The 20,057-nt window shown below is 47.4% G+C and carries 19 protein-coding genes; all 19 read right to left on the bottom strand.

Features of this window, described 5'->3' with window-relative positions; genetic code table 11:
* Window positions 1-77: 77 nt before the first annotated feature.
* The gene (locus DWY95_RS03675; protein WP_118479230.1) at window positions 78-1,091 is read right to left on the bottom strand and encodes a sensor histidine kinase; all 1,014 of its coding nucleotides are present in this window, start codon (window positions 1,089-1,091) and stop codon (window positions 78-80) included.
* Window positions 1,088-1,756 carry a response regulator transcription factor gene (locus tag DWY95_RS03670; RefSeq protein WP_118479228.1) on the bottom strand — a complete coding sequence of 223 codons (669 nt, stop codon included), beginning with the start codon at window positions 1,754-1,756 and terminating at the stop codon, window positions 1,088-1,090. The genes DWY95_RS03675 and DWY95_RS03670 overlap by 4 nt, the downstream gene beginning before the upstream one ends.
* A 136-nt stretch (window positions 1,757-1,892) precedes the next feature.
* Window positions 1,893-2,309 (bottom strand): DUF523 domain-containing protein, encoded by a 417-nt coding sequence (locus DWY95_RS03665; protein WP_077138745.1) that lies wholly within the window; start codon window positions 2,307-2,309, stop codon window positions 1,893-1,895.
* Window positions 2,310-2,430: 121 nt separating this feature from the next.
* On the bottom strand, window positions 2,431-2,604 hold the full coding sequence (locus DWY95_RS16955) for a hypothetical protein (RefSeq protein ID WP_158575090.1): 174 nt from the start codon (window positions 2,602-2,604) through the stop codon (window positions 2,431-2,433).
* 27 nt (window positions 2,605-2,631) lie between these two features.
* Window positions 2,632-3,051 (bottom strand): nuclear transport factor 2 family protein, encoded by a 420-nt coding sequence (locus tag DWY95_RS03660; protein ID WP_118479226.1) that lies wholly within the window; start codon window positions 3,049-3,051, stop codon window positions 2,632-2,634.
* A 12-nt stretch (window positions 3,052-3,063) separates the two neighbouring features.
* Window positions 3,064-3,651, bottom strand: coding sequence for a DUF2812 domain-containing protein (locus tag DWY95_RS03655; protein ID WP_002578898.1), 588 nt, complete (start codon window positions 3,649-3,651; stop codon window positions 3,064-3,066).
* Window positions 3,648-3,971 (bottom strand): PadR family transcriptional regulator, encoded by a 324-nt coding sequence (locus DWY95_RS03650; RefSeq protein WP_002578897.1) that lies wholly within the window; start codon window positions 3,969-3,971, stop codon window positions 3,648-3,650. Before DWY95_RS03650 ends, DWY95_RS03655 begins: the two co-directional genes overlap by 4 nt.
* A 132-nt stretch (window positions 3,972-4,103) precedes the next feature.
* Window positions 4,104-6,485 (bottom strand): FtsX-like permease family protein, encoded by a 2,382-nt coding sequence (locus tag DWY95_RS03645; RefSeq protein ID WP_118479224.1) that lies wholly within the window; start codon window positions 6,483-6,485, stop codon window positions 4,104-4,106.
* Window positions 6,486-6,562: 77 nt separating this feature from the next.
* Complete coding sequence (locus tag DWY95_RS03640) at window positions 6,563-8,947, bottom strand: ABC transporter permease (protein ID WP_118552398.1); 2,385 nt, start codon at window positions 8,945-8,947, stop codon at window positions 6,563-6,565.
* A gap of 14 nt (window positions 8,948-8,961) precedes the next feature.
* Window positions 8,962-9,627 (bottom strand): ABC transporter ATP-binding protein, encoded by a 666-nt coding sequence (locus DWY95_RS03635; RefSeq protein ID WP_118024200.1) that lies wholly within the window; start codon window positions 9,625-9,627, stop codon window positions 8,962-8,964.
* 112 nt (window positions 9,628-9,739) lie between these two features.
* Window positions 9,740-10,000, bottom strand: a complete 261-nt coding sequence (locus DWY95_RS03630) for a hypothetical protein (protein WP_080908638.1) — start codon at window positions 9,998-10,000, stop codon at window positions 9,740-9,742.
* Window positions 10,001-10,128: 128 nt separating this feature from the next.
* A complete protein-coding gene (locus DWY95_RS03625; protein ID WP_118479222.1) occupies window positions 10,129-11,160 on the bottom strand; it encodes a HAMP domain-containing sensor histidine kinase in 1,032 nt (343 codons plus the stop codon).
* On the bottom strand, window positions 11,157-11,846 hold the full coding sequence (locus DWY95_RS03620) for a response regulator transcription factor (RefSeq protein WP_039959333.1): 690 nt from the start codon (window positions 11,844-11,846) through the stop codon (window positions 11,157-11,159). The genes DWY95_RS03625 and DWY95_RS03620 overlap by 4 nt, the downstream gene beginning before the upstream one ends.
* A gap of 236 nt (window positions 11,847-12,082) precedes the next feature.
* A complete protein-coding gene (locus DWY95_RS03615) occupies window positions 12,083-12,697 on the bottom strand; it encodes a hypothetical protein (RefSeq protein ID WP_243022882.1) in 615 nt (204 codons plus the stop codon).
* A gap of 7 nt (window positions 12,698-12,704) precedes the next feature.
* Window positions 12,705-15,179 carry a hypothetical protein gene (locus DWY95_RS03610; RefSeq protein WP_118479218.1) on the bottom strand — a complete coding sequence of 825 codons (2,475 nt, stop codon included), beginning with the start codon at window positions 15,177-15,179 and terminating at the stop codon, window positions 12,705-12,707.
* Window positions 15,176-17,293, bottom strand: a complete 2,118-nt coding sequence (locus tag DWY95_RS03605) for a hypothetical protein (protein WP_118523227.1) — start codon at window positions 17,291-17,293, stop codon at window positions 15,176-15,178. The genes DWY95_RS03610 and DWY95_RS03605 overlap by 4 nt, the downstream gene beginning before the upstream one ends.
* A 110-nt stretch (window positions 17,294-17,403) precedes the next feature.
* The gene (ligA, locus tag DWY95_RS03600) at window positions 17,404-19,428 is read right to left on the bottom strand and encodes an NAD-dependent DNA ligase LigA (protein ID WP_118479214.1); all 2,025 of its coding nucleotides are present in this window, start codon (window positions 19,426-19,428) and stop codon (window positions 17,404-17,406) included.
* The gene (locus DWY95_RS03595) at window positions 19,428-19,751 is read right to left on the bottom strand and encodes a hypothetical protein (protein WP_003501931.1); all 324 of its coding nucleotides are present in this window, start codon (window positions 19,749-19,751) and stop codon (window positions 19,428-19,430) included. Before DWY95_RS03595 ends, ligA begins: the two co-directional genes overlap by 1 nt.
* Window positions 19,748-20,005, bottom strand: coding sequence for a hypothetical protein (locus DWY95_RS03590; RefSeq protein ID WP_025529721.1), 258 nt, complete (start codon window positions 20,003-20,005; stop codon window positions 19,748-19,750). Before DWY95_RS03590 ends, DWY95_RS03595 begins: the two co-directional genes overlap by 4 nt.
* Window positions 20,006-20,057 lie beyond the last annotated feature (52 nt).

Here is a 20,057-nt window from a genome sequence, read left to right as displayed (position 1 = left end):
TAAAATAAGAGCGGCTTCGTTTGTATCAAGTTTTCTTACAAAGTTCTAACAAAAATGTAAGAAGTGCAGAACGGTTCTCAGCTCTGCACTTCATGAATCAAACAGTTAATATGAAAAGAAAGGGAAATTGCTGTGCCATGTTCCGACGACTCCGCCGTAATGCCAATGCCCAGCTTTTCACAAAGCCGTTTGCATAGGTACAGGCCAATGCCTGTGGACTGCTGGACCATACGACCATTCTGACCGGTAAATCCCTTTTCAAAGATACGGGGCAGATCGGACGCAGCAATCCCGATTCCATTGTCCTCCACGACAAGAACAACCTGATCCTGCCGTTTATGAGTAGAAATGCGGAGAACCGGCTGTTCCGTACGATACTTGACCGCATTGGCAATCAGTTGGTTCAGAATAAAGCGCACCCACTTTTCATCTGAATAAACCGTGTCCTGCATTTCCTCCACTTCCAGACGCATACCACTTTGGAGCAGCAGATATTTATTATCTGCAATCGCCTGATGCACCACTTGGGACAGTGCCATTTCCCGGACAGAATAATCTTTCTCTGTATGCTCACTGCGGGCATAATAAAGAGCCTGTTCGGTAAAGCGATTTGTCTTTTCCAGTTCCAGCAGAAGTTCTTTTGTCCAGTCCATCCGATGGTTTTCACATAGAAGTTTCATGGCAGTAATGGGCGTTTTGATTTCGTGAATCCATTGTTCAATGTATTCCTTGTACTCCAGGCGTTCCCGCTCGACCTCCCCGATCTGCTCCAACATGGATTTTCCAGCCATTTTCAAAAGCTGATAGTAAACCTGATCCTCGGCCTGTTCCGGCAGTTCCATCACTTCGGAAATGAGGTATCTCTCGGAGAGCTGCTCCGCCATATCCAGAAGTTTTTGCATCTGCCGCTTTCGTTTCCAGTAAGTGAGGACAAGTCCCGTCAGCAAAATCAATGCCCATACGATCAGGATCAATACTACTGCGGAAACCGAATTGCCGCACACCAGCAGAAATACAGTGAGCGCAGCCATACAAACAAGGTTCGTCAGCAGAAACGGCAGCCTGTTTTTCCAATATCGTCTGCTGTTCATATCGTGTACCCCTGTCGGTGCTTTGTCTTGATAAAATCCGTCAGGCCGATGCCCGCAAGTTTTTCCCGGATGCGGTTGATATTGACGCTCAAAGCATTGTCATCCACATATAACTGATTGTCCCACAAATACTCAATCATATCTCCACGAGAACAGATTTTTCCTCCGTTCTTGAAAAGGTAATAGAGAATCTTCAATTCGTTTTTGGTAAGTTCTACGCTCTGTCCATTATAGTCCAAACTACTGGATTCCAGATGCAGCACCGCATCTCCATAGACGATCTGCTCCCGTTGCTGTGCGGGATAGGCTTTCTTCAGCAGGGAAGCGATTTTTGCAAGCAGGATCGCTGTGTTATAGGGCTTCGTGATAAAAGCGTCCCCACCCAGCATGATGCTATTTAGTTCGTCCATATCCGTGTTGCAGCTTGTCACAAAAATAATCGGCACCTCGGAAAATGTGCGAACCTCGGTGCAGAGAGAAAAGCCACTGGTTCCCGGTAGCTTGATGTCCAGTAAAATCAAGTGTGGCTGTTCGGCTTTGATCCGATCAATCACATCAGAAAAATCTTCCGGAGCCGCCGCTTCATAGCCATTGCTTTGCAGCAGCGTTTTCAATTCATTCCGTATCAACGGATCATCTTCTATTATCAATATTTTTTCTTTCATATCAGCCTCCGTGAAAAAAATAATATTCTATGATATAGTCGCTCATGCTCCCATTGACATTTGCATCAGGCGAATATAAAAATGCAGCCTTAATGCGTTAGGAACCTTATCCCTCAACAAATGAAAAATGGTAAACTTATATTTCTTCAACATCAATGACATGATATCCTTTTTGTTTTAATGCCTTTGCAAACAAACCCATTCCAGAAACTAACTTTCCAGTGAAGCTACCATCATATATCTGATTAACACCACAGGTAGGGCTTCTGGATTGTAATATAACTAAATCAATCTCTTCATTCTGAATTTTCGATAATGCAACTGCCACTGCCTTATTATATTCTAAACTAACATCATTTCCGTTTTCATCAACTACTCTCCCATTCACAATTTCTGCGCAGGGTCTGGGAGTTTCCATTCCTGCTAATACTTCCGGGCAGATAGAAATCACTTCTTTATCTTTTAAAAAATGGATAGCTGCTGAATTTTTGTTGTTTTTCCCATTATATTTACAGTTCTCTCCCATAATACAGGCACTAACCAATACTTTCATATTTGTCACCTCAAAGCCCAATGGCTTGCTCGAACAGTCCACAATAAAGTCCTTTAACGAATAGTCGAGATTACCAGTCTGTCAACGCACCATAGACGACAGTTCAAAAGCAAACTATGTGTTAAAGCAAACTACCCTTTAACCCTTTTTTGAAAACCAGTACAGCTCTTTCGGTTCCCCAAAAAGACATCGTAACAAGTCGATAGCTTTCCTTTTCCATTTCTTCTATTTTTGCATTGATTTTCTCTGTTACATTTTCCACGGTAATTCCTTCTACTAATTCTGTCCGATACATTATATTTTACCTCCATAAGCACTCAATTCAAAACCAATTCGCTTTTTCTGCTTTGAATTGAGGGGTATCGCCTTCCTGGTATGGATTATAGGTATTGCGATTACACCCAAATTCTTTTAATGCCTTTATTTTATTATCCTCTGTCCATTCAACCAGCGATATTCCATCAAATTCCTCTATACTTCCATTGTTCATTTCATTTTTGAAATACCACTCCACAATCGTTTGATCTTCCTTATGAAAAAATTGCTTGATTTCCCAAATAACCACCTTGCCACGGGTATTCCATTCCTGAAACCAATGCTTTACTGTTTTTCGGTTGTTATACTGGGGACTCCAGCTTTCTGTATAGATCACATCTTCTGTAAAAATATCATCAATCCCCATATCCTGCTGATTGAGCCACATATCAAACCATAATCGGATTGTTTTTTCTCGTTCATTCATGATATAAACACCTCACCATTCTTTTGTCTTACCTTCGCGTTTGTTCTGCATAACCTGGGTTTGATATACGAGAACAGGAATCAGAGAAACCAGGGCAAGCACACCAAAAACTACCGAACATTTTGCAACCGCAAATATTGCGAACATGAGCAATATCAGCAACCACGGATTACGCAGATTTCTGTAATAGTTTTCCTTGTCCTCATAAGAAGTATGAAGTTCAAACGGCTTACCGTCATTATCTTTTTCTACGATCAACAGTTCCCGATTAAAGGTGGTGGCATTTGTTGCTATGCGTCCGCCTTTTTCAGCCCATGGCCGTAGGCGTACTTTACCAACAGAGTAGTTCAGGTTGATGTTTTTATAAAATACTTTGTAACCCATCCCCTCTAAAAACTCATGATAATCGGATGCGTTGGCCTTCGATTTTTGCCCGATAAACTCCACGCAGTATTTTACCTGATCCGGTTTACACTCCTCAAATTCATACAACATTTTTTCCGCCCGAATCAGACGATAGCCCTTTTCAGACATTTTATTCAGCCAATGTTCCTGGGCAGTCAACAAACCGCCAAAGAAACGATAATACTTTTTGCTCATACCGCACCTCCAATAATTCCATTAGCCACGCCTACAAGTTCATTGAGCCTTATCAGCTCCTTTTCTGCAATTTCTTTTCCTTGCGTTGTAATGAGATATTCTTTTTTCCGTCCCGCACTATCTCCAAAAGGTGCAATCCAGCCTTTTTCCTGCAACGAGTTCAACGCACCATATAAAGTACCTGCCCCCAGCGTGAGCCGCCCTTTTGTATTGTCTTCAATAAATTGCATAACAGCATATCCATGTTTCGGGGTATAAAGGGAGAGCAAAATAAAGAATGTCACCTCTGTGAGCGCACCGCCTTTCGCATTGTCTCGCATAACACCTGCCTCCTTATTACGGTTACTGTAATAAATATATCACTAACCGTAATAGAAGTCAATAACGATCCAAAATATAACAGCAAACTTAAAAAGCGGGGCAGCACACGCCGCCCCGCCGATCCTATATGCTTATTCCATCGCTCGCATTTCTTCCACAAGCGATTGATTTTTCTGCCTGCGCATTGTCCAGAAGGACAGAATCACCTCCAGGCCAAACAGTACCAGAACGAACAGCCCCATTTGCAGGAAGGGGAAGGAATATGGCATTGCTACATGGAAAGTCATTTCGCTGAATTTTCGGGCAAATATCACTGCAATCGGGAGGCCGACTGCCAGGGTTGCCAACGCAGCAGAAAACGCATAGCAAATTCCCTCATAGATGGTCATTTGACAGAGCTGTTTTCTGGTCAGACCGATGGCACGAAAGACGCTGTTTTCCCTCTTTCTGGACATCTGATTGGAGAGGGTGGTGTTGATGAGATTAACCACGCCAAAGAGAAATACCAGCCAGGACAGCGCCTGAAACCCTCCAAAAACGACCCGGTTTTCCATTTCCTCATAATCCTTATGTATCCCAATGGTATCCAAGTCAAGATCCGGATTGGAAGAAATGATCGCACTCAGACTGTTTTCAATCTGCTCCGCCTTTTGGGGATCGCTGACAATGCTCCAGGAATAATCAAAACAATCAATCATAGGCATTGCTTCCTGAAACAGCTCTTCGGTTGCAACCATGCAGGTGCTGTCCAATGCCAGAGGACCATGACCATTTTTAAGCCCATCGTTTATGAACAGACCGGAAACAGTGACAGGAATCTCTTGATCCCCTATGGTAAGTTTTATAACTGACCCCACATCTACACCGATCATATCTTCTGCATATTCCATATCGAGTGCAATACTATGGGAATCTTGAGGTAAAGTTCCGGACACAAGCGCCGCTTCCATCTGATCCCTGTTTCGGTCACTCAACAGATCACACATTCCGCCGGAAGAACTCTCCTCATTTTCAAACCGCACATGAACCGCCTGACGATTCTCTATCACATCTGTTACGCCGTCTACGGCCAGCACTTCCTGCCGAAGCGCTTCATTCAAAGGATTTCCTTTTGACATTACCTCATATTCTGTTTTTTCAGAATGGATATAGATTTTATAATCCCCATCCGGGAAATACTGTCTTGCGATCCGCTCCGGCGAACGAACCAAAAGAATAGAAGCTGTCACCAAAAGGATCACCCCGCCCAGACTCAGGGAAGCCACGATACTGATCGTCTTTTTGCGGTCACGCCTGAAATTTGCAATTCCCATGGAGAGGGGATTTAACCGCATATTCTTCTTATGTGTGTGGGTCTTTCCGCTCTGATTGCCGGTAAAGCGGACTGCTTCAATCGGGGAGATACCGGCGGCAATCTTTACCGGTCTGCGGATCGCAATGGATACCATAAACCAGCCAAGCAGTGCAGTCAAAACAATCGCAGCAACATAAAATGGCAGATGAAACCCACGGGGAAACAGCGCAAACCCGGCTGCACATCCCAGCAAAATACCGATACCAATGCCAGCCCATCCTAAGAAACGGCCTTCTTTTTTGACAATACGGCGGATCTGTTTTGGCGTTGTTCCGATAGTCCGCAGTTGTCCATAACTTTGGATTTTGTCATTGATAGAAATTCGGAAGATACTTTGTATCACAACATACCCTCCGATGATGACCAGAACTGCAATTCCGGCAACCAGCGCCAGCATACTGACATTCACAGGCTGCTTATAGAACTTCATATAGCTGAGGTTCATGATCGGCATTTCCAGCTGATATTCCTTGGCAATCTCCCGGCTGCGGGCAGTCAGCTCTGTTTCATCCATTTGCTGCTCATTCTTAAAATGCACATAGGCACGATAATCAGCGGGGTCATAGCCGCTCCATCCTTTCAGGGCTTCTTTGGAAAGAAGGATGGAAGATCCATTTACCTCTTTTTCCTTATAGCCTTCCATAATGCCAGTCACCGTGTATTCTCCGTGAAAGCTCTCGCTGCTTAGCATAACCTTTTCGCCAATCCCGGCGTCTGCACCATAGTTGGAAAGGAAATAACGGCTCACCACCACCTCATCCTCCTTTTGGGGCAGTCGGCCTTCCAGCAGCTTCATCTGGTCACGGGCAATATACATCGTTTCCTCATCACAATAAATATAGGAGGCATTGTATCCCTGCTCCGTAGGTTCCACAGCCAGCATGTAATACTCTCCTACCCTTGAGAAGTCATCCAGCCCCTTCAGGGTGGACACATCTTCTTCGGTAATTCTGGTATAGACCGCCTCATAGGTATCCTCCACATGATTTTTCTCTATCTGCCGGGTAGACAAAGCCATCACAATCGAAAAACAGATCAGACAGGATGCCAGCGCAACGGCGATCACCACCATCAAATTCCGGCGTTTTTCGCTTTTCAAACTCTTTCTTGCCAGTTTCCTGACAATATTTCCTGTATCATTTTCAAATGGTACTGTCATTTTGATCATCTCCTTTAAGTCTTATATTTCTGCTGTCAGCAAAGCGGCGGCTTCACATCGGAAGCCGCCGCCTCTGGTTAGTCCATGGTCTTGATCCGCTCTACAAGGGAAAGCCGTTTAGAGTAACGGACAGCAACCAAAGAGAAGATTCCGGTCACGACCAAAAGTGCCAGAACAAAAACAACCGTTTCCATCAAAGGGAATTGATAGGACAGTTCCCCAAAAATATTAAAGCTGCTGATCACATAGTCAAAAATCCAGCCCAGGATTCCGCCAATGCCAACCGACAAAAATACCGTAACCCCTGCGTACCACAGGCATTCTGCGATCAGCATACGGGAAACCTGCTTTCCGGTCATTCCCACAGACTGCAAAATCCCAAGCTCCTGCTGCCTTGCCAGCAGATTGGTCATCAGGGTGTTGACCAGATTTACCATGGAGAACACAAACAGGAATGCCAGCAGCAGATAAACACCGCGGGTCATCATCTTTAGCTGCGATTCCAGGGATGCCGCATGGTCTGCTCTGGAAAAGACCGTCAGCACCGGATTTTCCAGCAGGCTGAAAATAGACGCCCTGAGCGCATCCGAGTCCTCCGATGTATGGACATTCCAAACAGCCTCTCTGTTCTCAATGTCCGGGTAGAGCTGATCGGCCAGTTCTTCTGTAAGGGTAAACAGGCCCCATGCGCCGGTGCCCGATGTCACTGACGGTTTCGCAATCCCCATGACCGTTACTTCTATGGCCTTACCGTCCATGGATTCAAAGGTCAGCACATCCCCAACAGCAGGCGTATAGCCATAAAACATACTTAAAAGATGATCTTCCGAATCAGTCACGACCACACCGTTGTTTGCGGCAAGCTCCTCATAATCTGCGCTGCCTTGTTCCAGATTTTCCTCTGGCAGCCATTGTTCCATCTGCTCTCTGTCAAATACAGGGAACTTTAACGCAACACTTTCCTGGGGGAATTTCACCGTTGCGGATGTTACTTCATGGCTGGTGATAGATTCCACACCATCTATGGCAAGAAGCTCCTGACGAAGTTCTTCTGTCAGTGGATTTTCCCGCGCGATGGCAGGCAAGCCTTCCGCGCCTCCCGAATCCATCCAGCTGACCTCATAGTTACAGTGATCTCCCATGGCTTCTATCGCCATCTTTTCGGGGCTGATGGAGTTAAGTACCGTAGCGGCTGTTACCAAAAACACACCCGTCAACCCGAGAGATACCAGGGTGATGACCGTCTTTTTCCTGCTCCGCCTAAAGTTCATCTGTGCCATAGAGAACGGCGTAATGCGGTGGTTTTTCTGATCCTTCCGGTCTGTTGCCGTTTCATAACCACTGGAGCGGACCGCTTCGATGGGGGATACCCTCGCCGCCATGCGGACAGGCGCATGAATGGACAGAAATACCGTCAGGGCGCAGGCTGCTGCGGTCGCAGCCAGATAGGGCAGATTGCCCATCCAGCTCCAATGTGCCGGGAAAATAGCAAACCCGATAGCCCCTCCAACCAAAAGCCCCAGCGGGATACCGCAAAGAGATAACAGCAATCCCTCCCGCCGCACGATCCGCCGGATCTGTTTTGGTGTTGTGCCGATCACTTTCAGGCGTCCATATTCCCGCATTTTGCCCTTTACGGAAATGAAAAAGATACTGTAAATGACCACGGCACAGGCAACCAGCAAAAGGATTGCCACGGGAATGTAATATTTCATCACGCCGGACTTAAAGCCCTGCATATCGAAATAGTTGGAACTGTAAAAAATCTGATCCTCTGAGACATCGTTGGCAGAAAGGAATGCTGCAATACCCGCCTTGAGCTGCTCCAGCTCCATATCATCAGCACCGGTATAACGAAGCCGAAATTCAAACAGCGGCTCTCCCTGCGCCATCTCCTCCACAAATGCTTCAGATACATAAAGCTGGAACATACGGGAGTCATTCTCCACATCCATGATACCGCTGACGGTATAGGTCTGCTTTCCGTTTCCAAGATTCACTTCTATGGTCTGCCCGACTTCTGCGGGGATTTCAAAATAATCAAGAAATGCCCGTTCTACCAGAATTTCATTGGCAGCCTGCGGAAGCGTCCCGGTAAAGGAAGGTTTCTTCCCCAATTCCATCCAGTTGGCATCCGCATACTCCACAGTCAGAACGCTGTCACCATAGCGGGCGGAACCGTAATTCTGGGAAAGACCCCAGCGTTCCACTTCCGGGCAGTCTTTCAGTCTTTCAATCGTATCACGGTCACAATTCACCACAACCGCCTGATACTGTCCCCGGAGATCCGCCTCCAGTTTTCTGTCATTTCCCGCTCCTGCGCAGAAAATCGCCGCCATCAAAGCAGCCGCCAGAGCGATCGTTACGATCACAAACAGGTTGCGCCGCTTGTCTGTCTGAATACTCCTTGCCGCCAGTCTTTTAATAACCGGCCCTGTGTCATTTTCAAAAGGCAATGTCATGTCTGCCACCTCCTTTATCCAACGATTTTGCCATCCTCGATCCGTACAATACGGTCTGCAAGCTGGGCAATGGCATCATTATGTGTGATCATCACCAGCGTCTGGTTAAATTCACGGCTTGTTCTCTGCAAAAGCCCCAGCACATCGGCGCTGGTCCTGCTGTCCAGGTTTCCGGTGGGTTCATCGGCAAGGACGATAGCGGGCTTTGACACCAGCGCGCGGGCGATTGCCACACGCTGCTGCTGTCCACCGGAGAGGTTGTTTGGCATATTCTTCAGCTTATCCTCCAGTCCCAGCATGGACACCACATCCGCCATGAATTTCTGATCCACCGTATCCCCATCCAGCTCCACCGGCAGGACGATGTTTTCATACACATTTAGGATTGGCACCAGATTGTAGTTCTGGAAAATAAAGCCGATATTGCGGCGACGGAATATGGTAAGCTGCTCGTCGTTCATCTTCGCCAGCTCCTTATCCCGCACCATCACGCTGCCGGAGGTGGGTGTGTCCAGACCGCCCATCATGTGAAGCAGGGTGGACTTACCGGAGCCGGAAGTGCCGACCACCGCCACAAATTCGCCCTCCTCCACAGAAAAGTTCACGCCATCCAGGGCGCGGGTAATGTTCGGCTCTGTGCCGTAGTATTTTTTAAGATCAGTTGTCTGCAAAATTTTCATAACAGTTACCTGCCTTTCTTAATTTGTTGAGTATAGGGTAAAGGGCAAATGTTGCAGAATTGTCCTAAAGGGTATGAAAATCCATAATGAATTGCTTCAATTTTAGGACAATTCATTTTCGTGTGTCTTTTTTATAAAGCCGGATAGATATAAGCAAAACCATTGCTAACTGAATTACAACAAAAAACAGCGTCAGCCAAACGCTCTCATAATAAAAAATATCTGTCCAGAAGATCACCAGATCTACCAGAGCCACCACACCAGCCGACCATCTAATTTTTCTTGGAAAGAAGTGCCGGAGCAGCAGCACAACAACAACCGGCGGGATCAGCAAGCAAGCTGCATTGATGAGTAATGTCTTTGTGATTTCCATAAGGCCACCTCCAAATTCATGATGTTGCTGTCAGCATAAATCCCAAATGTTGCAGAATTGTCCTAAAATCCATTGTCCTCTAAAAATTTTTCAAAAAAGGCAGCCTGCCAAAACAGACTGCCTCAGAATTATTTTATGGGCAGGAACACGGAAAAAGTTGATCCTTCCCCAACTTTAGACTCGACGGTAATATAGCCCCCCTGCATGGTAATGATCTCTCGGGCAAGGTATAAGCCGATTCCGACCCCATCTATATCATGCACCGCTTCATCCCGATAGAAGCGTTTGAAGATCGTGCCCTGAGAATGCTCCGGGATGCCTCTGCCTGTATCCGTCACATCTATCCTCAAATACATCTCCCAATCCCGTACCCTCACCTGAATGCTGCCACCAGCAGAGGTGTACTTTACCGCATTATCCAGAATGTTAAACAATGCTTCGGAAGTCCAGCGGCTGTCATGGGATATTGTCAAATCAGATGGGCAGTCCACCGACAGGCTGATCTCTTTTTGTTCCATCGGAGCCAAAACACCATTGATGGCGCTCACCAGCGTATCCCCGATCACAGCATCCTGTTTCTCCAGCGTAATGACACCCGTTTCCAAACGGGAGGTTTTCACCATTCCCTGAATGAGAAAATCCAATTTATCCAGCTGCGTGCCTGTGGCCTGCAAAAACTCCTTGCGCTTTTCTTCTGTCAATGGCCGTGTCAGCATGGTATCGTTGATCAGCTTCAAATTTGCGATGGGGGTTTTGGTCTGGTGGGAAATATCTGATACTAGGGATTGCAGTTCTTCCTTTTCTCCCTCTGCCGTATGTCTGGTTTTCTGCATCACATTATAGAGCCGTTCCAGACGATGGCTAATCCGAGACAGCAGTGTTTCCGCTTCATAGTCTACCTGGGGCCGGTCTGTACTGTCCATCATGTGATCCAATGTCTGGCACAAACCATCGGTGAACAGAGAAAGTTTCTTTTGAAAATAGTGCAGAAAAACCATGCCCCAAATGTAAAATGCAGCTGTCAAAATAATGCCGCAGATGACAACACGCACATCTTTCGTCAACAGGAAAAAAATCAACAGCAGCAAAGCGGCAGTGAGCAGAGTCCCCGCCACAATTTTTCTCAAAAATACCCTGACAGATAAATTTTGCAGCTTCATCGTGGCTCACCGCCGATCCACTGGTATCCCATTCCATAAGCTGTCTTAATATATTTCCGCTCATCTGTTTCGATTTTTTTGCGGATACGGCTGATGATCGTCGTTAGAGTATGCTCATCCACAAAGTCTCCATCAATGTCCCACAGCTTCTCTAAAATCTGCCGCTTGGTCAGAATAATCCGGGGGTTCTTTACGAACAGGAACAGGGTGCGGTATTCCTTCGGTGTAAAGTCCAGGGATTCTCCGGCAAGGGACGCACTTTGTTCGGAGAAGTCGATTTTCAGAAAGCCATCGTCAAACAGATCATGCCGAGGTGTCCGCAGCTCCAGATTTGCAAAAACCGCCGCCACTTTTTTACAAAGCACTGTCACAGAAAAGGGCTTAGTCACATAATCCGCGCCGCCGACTTCATATCCCTTGAGCATATCGCTCTCCTTATCATTGGCTGTGATAAAGATGATATAGGTATGCTGACCGCGATTCCGGATTTCTTCACACAGATCCAGTCCGCTGCCATCGGGCAGGTTAATATCCAACAGTGCCACATCAAATTCATTTTCCCGCAGCTTTCTTACCGCGCTGTCAAAATTAAAAACAGAAATGACCTCATATCCATCAGAGGTCAGATTGTATGCCAATGTCCGATTCAAAAGCTGATCGTCCTCTACAATTAGAATCTTCTTCAAGACATTCACTTCCTTCCTTATTTTTCAACTATACTGATAGGATAAACACAAAATGTTACAGAAATGTCCTAATCAGATATTTTTCTTTTTAATTATAGGATAGCCTACTTTTCAGCACAAGAATAAAAATATGAATACATACAATAGTTTCAATGTCATGTTGGACAACAAGAACACCGCCGCAAACTATACGATTGCGGCGGTGTTAACTATGTATAAAATCTTCCTACAGGTTTTTATGTATGTATCCCGTATTTCGCCGTTTGGATGTTCTCTTCACCATGCAGGATTACTCCGCCACAGGTCTTTGTGCCCTGTACCATGTAGCCCTCAAAAAAGAAGCTGTAAGGCAAGTAATCATCTGTCAGGACGATGCGTTCGTAGTTGTACCAGTTAAAATGCTGATCCAGAAATTTCCCCAGTTTGTGCCGCAGGATAGGATTCTCCACTACAGCCTTGAGATTTTTCCGGCTGTGAAACTCCAGCGTTGGTCTGTTCTGTTCCGGAATGGACAACAGCCGCCACCGTGTTCTATCAACGGTTTCTCCCTCACCTGCCGCATATGAACGGAACGGCTCATAAGGCAGTCTTATTCGCTCGGTATAACCGGAAACGCTGTCTCTGCCAGCATCCTTCAGCCATGTGAAGGAAAACTCTAGCACTTTGGCACCGCCTACGGCATCACACAGCCGCAGTTCTGCATAGGAATGGATATCTTTGGTGATCAAATACTTTTTCTCCTCCAGCCGCTGCAATTCCTTTTTCAAAATAATAAAGTACTGCGGCGAACAGCCACTTCTGGAACGGGTCTTGAGGGAAATACTATCCCGATCCACATAAACTGTTGCCATTGTCCTATTATTCATAATCCACCTCGTTTCTGTTATGTGCTCCTGCATGATGCATGGCAGTCTGTATGACCAGGAATGGATGCTCTACATACTCCTCTTTTGCTGAGGTATATGCTGCTCCTCCCAGAGAGTCCAGATACTGCCATCCGTTTTTGGATTTTGAGATGTACACATAGAACGGTGCAAGCACATACTCATCCCGTTCATAGCAGCCCAGATACCGTCTTGCAAGTACTGCCACAACACCCAGCTCTGCCGCTTTCTGTGTCGTTAGGGAAACTGCCAGTTTCATTACTTCCTCTTTTTCAATATCATTGAGTCCGAAAGTATAGATACTCTCCAGGAACAGCACAGGCTTCTCACTGGTAACAGGCTTTCCGATATCCATGTTCTCCTGCGACAGATCAGCAAAAGAAAAATCGACGGCAGGCGGTTTTTGAAATGCACCTTTTGTCAAGCGGAGACAGGCACGAGCCACCACCGCTTCATCCTTTTTCACAAGGACAATCTTCTTATTAGAGTCAAAGGCAGCTAACAGGCACTCCCTCTGGCTTCCAGTACGGTAAGACAAGCAGGTACTATGAGGAAGTTCACCAAGCCGCAGAGTGTGGTAAAAATCATCCACCTCTTCTGCCCAAAATGCACCTCGCGCCAACGAAAGATTTTTCTTCCAGAGGCTCTCCTGCATCTCGCTGACAGGGTAGCGAATCTCACGCTGCAGGTCACCAGCAAAATATTTGAGTTTATAGAACTGGCCCATCAATTCAGCCTGTACGATCCGTCGCAACGCTTCAACAGCCAGCTCCTGCCCGTCCAGTTCCCCATAGAGAGCGCGTACCATAGCCGCGCCGCCCTGCAGTAAAAATTCCGTGACAGTCTCCCGGTTCTGCTCCACAAAATCGTCCGAAAATGCCAGTTTTTCTTTTAGATCCAGCCAGTCTGCATCTGTTGTCAGAATATCTTTCCGCACCTGCTTCCAATCCGTCCTTTCCAAAAGAGCCGTCATATTATTGAGGGTAAATACCGCATCCGACTCTGTAGTGAAATCCGGTATGAATGCCTGCAGCTGCGTATAGTGTTGCAGCAGCCCCATGGCAATCCGCCGGGTCAGCCCACAGATATGTCCAAATGAACCCCGATACCATTCGCTAAACGGCCTTTCCAACAGACATTTTCCAAGCTGCTCCAACTCTGCATCTCCTGTATACTGGCTGACCAGATCCCGTTTTATCAGCTGCCGAAGCGTCAGCAAACGCTGATCTATGGAAAGAGGTGTCAGCATAGTGTATAACCGGACATAAACCTCTTTCTGATGCCAAAGCTGATACATTTCCTCAAAGGTGTACTGCTGCCCTTCTTCCAGAAGCGTAAAGAAGCTGTCGCTGCGGTTCACAGAATCGCTGGCTTTCAAATTCTTCAGCGTCAGGGAATTGATGTTGCAGTGCTCACAAAAGCCCGGCTCAAACAATAGAGAGTATCGCCCCAAGGACAGGAACACTTCACTGTTCTGATCCACCAATTCCAAAAAATGCTTTTTTCTATGTTCCACCGCATAAATGAGAATTGAAAACTGGAATTGCCGGACAGCATTAAAATCCAGATGGAGCCTGCCGGCATACAGAGCATTCAGATAACTCAGTTGGTTGCATAAAATTTCTTCCCTCTGTTCCTTGCTCAAAGGATGTGGCTGGGAGATAAACCAGTTGAGGTCATATTGTCCGGCATGGTTGTCCAGCCAGAGGCCAAAAAAAGCAGACAAATCCTCTGCGTCATATTCAAATACAGCCAACAGCCGGCGGAATTTTCCCACATCGGTCATTTTCATCCACCGGAGATCTTTCAGTCGCTCTACTGACAGAAACAGCCGCACGCCATACCGATAAAGCAAGATGCAGACTCTCTGGAGCGGACAATTCTGTTCCAACAGTTCCAGAGCTTCCCGTTCATTTTGATGCCAGCAAAAAAGATACGAACCAAGAAACGGCTGCCGCATCATATCCCGCTGGTGCTCCGTCAGCATGGAAAGTCCCTTCCACTCCGCAATGGGAAAAGTCTGCAGGTTATCCAATATGACCTGCTCCTCTTCTTCATACATCACAAAGGGAAAATAGTATTTCAGGTATTCAAACCGCAGGGAAGGCAACAGTTCCAATTTCATGACTGCCAGCACCTGCTCTTGGGGATACGCTGTCAGTCTCTCTCCATACCCGTCTGCCGACTCTAAGGCTGAAGCAATTTCTTCATCGCCAATCTCCTGCCTGCACAACGCACCATAGAGCGCTGCAAAGTCCGGCACCCGAACCAGTTCTTCCTGTATCCGCTTTGTCTTTCGGATGTGCAGCCGTTCCTGTAATTGAAGTGTCTCCACCTGTCCACATGCCTGCGCTATGGCATCCTCTGAAAAGCTGCCTGTAAGCGTCGGAAGCAATCCGTCATCTTTCATTCTGGTCAATAGGGTCAGATGTTTTAATGTATTTCTCATGCTGCTTCACCTCCGATCATTGTCAGTACCATATTCAAAATCTCATGCCTTGGCCGGGGTTCAGACTCTACCAGTTCACCACACAGCTCAAAAAAGGCGTGTGCATCTTTGGCATCCATTGTCTGCACACAACCGGCGGGCCATTCCACCAACTTATCAAATGCCATATCCAGTACCTCTTTCTTCTCATCCCTGTAATAATATCCCCCTATGAATTTCACAAGAGATTCGGCGCTGCCGTTATAAAGTTGCTGCAGCTTTTCCCGTTTCTGTATGGTCCGTTTTTCCTGCTCCAGTCGTTTTTCCTGCTCCTTTCTCTCAGCTTCGGCTCTGTGCTCATCCTCCAACTCTTCCTTGGAATAGAATGTTTCCTTCAGCCGGTTGATTTCATAGCCGTTATACTCCCTGTGGAGCAAAAACTGCCGCAACACCGCTGCCAGCGCTTTTTTATCATAAAGGCGTTGGATCTCCGGTGCTTTTAAGGCACTTAAAACGAAGTCCTCATATTTTTCCGGCTCAGTCTGGAAAACTGAACGCTCCACCCAGTCATAGAGCTGTCGATGCTGCTCTGCAGATAGGAATGGACGGCTGATGTATGTTTTATATTCCCTTCTGCTGTAATACCCCTCACTCCTGACAAAGCATTCGTGAAAGTAAAACCGCTTGCCAAATATCGTTTGAAGTTGGGAAAAAGTGTACTCAGCCAGTAGCCTCTCTACAAACCGGAAACACCTCCAACTTGAAATTCTCAGGGCATACTCCCGCAGCAGTTTCAGTTGTGGCGCATCTTCACCATCTTGCCGATGCTGCTTGAAAAACTCCCATAGATTGATTTCCTTCTTTTCCGCCAGAAAGGCAAATGCCCGCCTACCGTTCGTATGCCAACTTCTGAAATATTCTCCATAGTCAGCTCCGGTCAGTTCCTGATATCTGGAAAGCCACTGTTTCAAAGGGATCGTCTGTCTGGAATGCAGCATCTGCAGGGTAAACAACTCCATGTAGTTATCCCGCTCCAGTTCCTTCGCCAGATTATCGTACTGAGGATCAAACACATCAAATCGGTACGGAAAATCCTTCTGTATCGTTTGATTCATCCATAACAGTGTTTTCGGTGCTGTGGGGTTCAAACCATATTGAACCGCTTCCCAGAGTCCCTGAAATCCTTCGTACTTGACCGTAAAGCTGTTATAGAACTGAAACAGCCAGCCAAGATACTCGTAAAATTCTTCCGAAAGATCCTTTGGAGCATTCAGAAGCATCCGCCCACACGCTGTTGCGATTTTCTCGGCAGTGATGCTCTTGGAACTCAACCGGTCCGGCAGCCTGTCCGCCCATACAGCGAGAGAGTTTGCCAAAATGATTTCATCGCAGCGATACCCTGCTTTAGTCAAAACCGAAAATTCGCGGCTGTCGGGCTTCATATTCATATATGGCAGTTTCATCAGCGTGCGCAGCACCAGGTCGGCTTTCCCGCGGTATTTCTTTGCCTGCTCTTCATAGAACCGGATGAACCATTCCAGCACACCAAAATCATATACCAGTGAAAGTGTCCGATTTTGTGTGAATAGATGACTGAGTTGGGTATGCATCACCTCATAGCCATGTTCCCTATCATCAAATAACGACAGTACAAACAGGGCTTCTTCCGTTCTCGTACACTCTCTTTCTGCCAGTTTCTCCAACAGGGCATGGCGCTGTGCCGCATCTGTTTCCAAAAGATACAGAGCGCCCTGCAGGTACACATCTTCTCCGGCAGATCGCCGCAATTTCTGGAGGAATGCTCCCCGCTGATTGCCCACAAACATATTGTCAGACTGGATCGCACAGGTATTTCCCAGCGCCAGGGCCAGAGCGCGGAGAACTCGGACATCATTGCCCAGTTTTTCCTCAAACCGCTCCAACACCTCGCCAGGATAACGCAGATGATATGGTTCAAAATAGCCGGACACATCCGTTTCCACCTGCCATATCTGCATCGCCCTTGTTTGTCGGTAAGTCCTTCTCGCCGTATCGTCCTGAGAAGTCTGTACTACCAATTCGGCAAAGGCATGGTAAAGCTCCAAATCAATAGCCCTCTGATATACCCGGTAAACCGGTATCCTGTCGATATGCATTAAAATCCCTCCTACCTGAAATCTTCCATAAAAGATATGGGGAGAGAGCCGCAGCATGGCTCTCTCCCCATTGATCAACTGACAGCATACCGATGGTATGCTATATTTTCTTACTCAGCGCCGGCCATGCTGAAGAACTCCGCAGGTGACAGTACCGTAACGCCCAAATCCCTGGCCTTGGACAACTTGCTGCCGGCATTTTCGCCGCAGACCAGATAATCCGTCTTCTTGGACACCGAGCTGCCGGCATGGGCTCCCAGTGATTCGATCAGGTCATTGATTCCGTCCCGGGTGTAGGGTTCCACCTTGCCGGTAACTACGATAGTCTTTCCTACAAAGGGATTATCCTGCACCCTGTCTTCGCTGTGTTCTGCCACAGCAGGCTTTTGAATACTCATCATAGTCTGTAACTCCTCCCAAATACAAAAATTATCTTCCACGCAGAACCAGTCGTGGATATTGTTATGCAATGTCTCCCCGAAATCCGGAAGCTGCCGGAAATCATAGCCGCCATAGACCGCATCCCGAAACTCATCCAAATCATAGTGGAATACACGACCCAATACCTTGCTGGCAGTATTGCCGATCATAGGAATGTCCATAGAAATCAGATACCGCTCAAAGGTGGTGTTTCGGCTCTGCTGGATAGCGTCCCAAAGGCGCTGCCAGGACTTTTCACCAAACCCATCCATGCGGACGATTTCAGCCCGGTAACGATCCAGACGGTAAATATCCAGATAACTATGGATAAATCCCTGACCGATGAATTTTTCCAATGTAGCCTCCGACAGCCCTTCAATGTCCATTGCCTTCTGGCTGACAAAATGGACGAACTTTTTCAGCCGACGTGTCTCGCAGTCAGGGTTATCACAGTACAGCGTCTTGATGATGCGATCCTCGCCATTTTCGCCCTTTCCACTTGATTCATGGATGCGGGTAGGCTGTCCACAGCAGGGACAAACATGGGGAATCGTATCCACCATAGAGAAGCCGCCTCTGTCCAGATTTTCCTCCACGTGGGGGATGATCATGTTTCGTTTGCTTACCAGAATCCGGTTTCCAGCCATCAGTTCCAGATCCTCAATAAAGGACAGGTTGTGCAGACTGGCCCTGCTGACCTCACAGCCATCGATTTCCACCGGCGTAAATACTGCTACCGGAGCAATCTCTCCGGTTCTGCCCGGCGTCCATTCGATGTACTGCAGCAGGCTCTCATGCAGGTCATCTTCAAACTTATAGGCCAGACCGTCCTTATAGTGATGTCCGGTGCGGCCGCAGCTCTGGGCATAGGCGATGTCGTTAAACGAAACCACGATACCGTCAATGGGGATATCTTTGTCAGTGGCATATTGCCGCAGCTGATAGATACCGGCTTCCACATTTTCCAGCGTCAGTTTCTGCTTTGTGACCAGATACTTACAGGGCTGGAACCCCAACGCGCGCAGTTCCCGTAGCTTATCTGATTTCCGGGTCAGGTGCGGAAAGCCCTCCAGCACACCAAACGGCATGAAAACCAGCCGACGCTCCTGGCATATCTTGGCATCCATCAGACGGATGGAACCGGCAGCCAGATTGCGGCCGTTTTTATAGGGCTTACCGCTGCTGTCCTGTAGGCTGGTCTTCAGTTCCTCAAAATCACTGGGTCTGATAAAGCCCTCGCCCGTCACAACCAGTCTCTCTTTGTAGGTGATGTGGGAAGGGATACCGCTGATGGCTCGGGTGTTATGGGTAATGATCTCCCCTTCGTCACCATCGCCACGGGTAGCCGCCTCCAGAAGTTCTCCATTCTCATAGGTCAGCTTTACAGTCAAGCCATCCAGTTTGAGCATCAGCATCACCTGCTGCTCACCCATGAAATTCAGAAGATCCATACTGCTCTTAGTCTTATCCAAAGACAGCAGCGGGATCTCATGTCTGGTTTTCTCCAGCCTGCTCACCGCAGGATAGCCTACTGTCTGGGTTGGCGAATTTGCCATTTGGATTCCCGTTTCCTGTTCCAGCTCTTTCAACTCGTCAAAGAGTCTGTCATAGACCTCATCTGACACACTGGGAGCGTTGTGGTTATAATACTCATCCCGATAACGGTTGAGCCGGTCATTCAAGTCTCTCTGCTTTTCAAAAATATTCCGTTCCATTATGCTGCCTCCTTTTCAAGTACCCGGAAGGACATAACCAGTTCTTCTTCCGTATGCTTCTGTTCACTGTCGAAAACACTGCAAACACCGTCTGCAAACTGCCAGTGGGCGGCTCTGCCCCACCAAAGGATCGGGCCGCGGCCGCCGTTGCCTCTGTTGGCAGACGCATCTGGCTGATTCGCTACGGTACTATAAAAGCCCTGCGTGTTTACCAGCGTAATGTTCCGTATCTGCCCAATACATTCCGGCCGACAGTGATCCAATATCTCCAACTGCGTCCCTTCCCGAAGTGTCCTGCGCAGCTGATTCAGGTTTTTGATCATGCAATTTTCTCCTTTCCCCGCCCCACAGGGCAATCCTGCTGTGCGGTATGCAGCCCATTTCTGCCGGCTGCATATCTGCCAAAATTCAATTCATGGACAATACGCTGAATGGCGTCATCATCGTCCCACGCTGCGTGAAGCGTATTCCGCTCTGGCCCGGCTCCCACATGGACACATACCTTTTCACTGCCAACCTGCAGCAGCACATCCTGTCGCCTGGCGCAAACCACTGCCAGATTTCCAATTTGTTTCATGCTCTGCTCCTTCCTTCTTCATCAATGACCGGACGCCCTCAAGGACGCCCGG

The organism is Faecalibacterium sp. AF28-13AC (assembly GCF_003478405.1).
Lineage (GTDB): Bacteria > Bacillota > Clostridia > Oscillospirales > Ruminococcaceae > Faecalibacterium > Faecalibacterium prausnitzii_E.
Note: the sequence above shows the minus strand (reverse complement) of the source record. Positions and strands in the feature narration are given on the sequence as shown.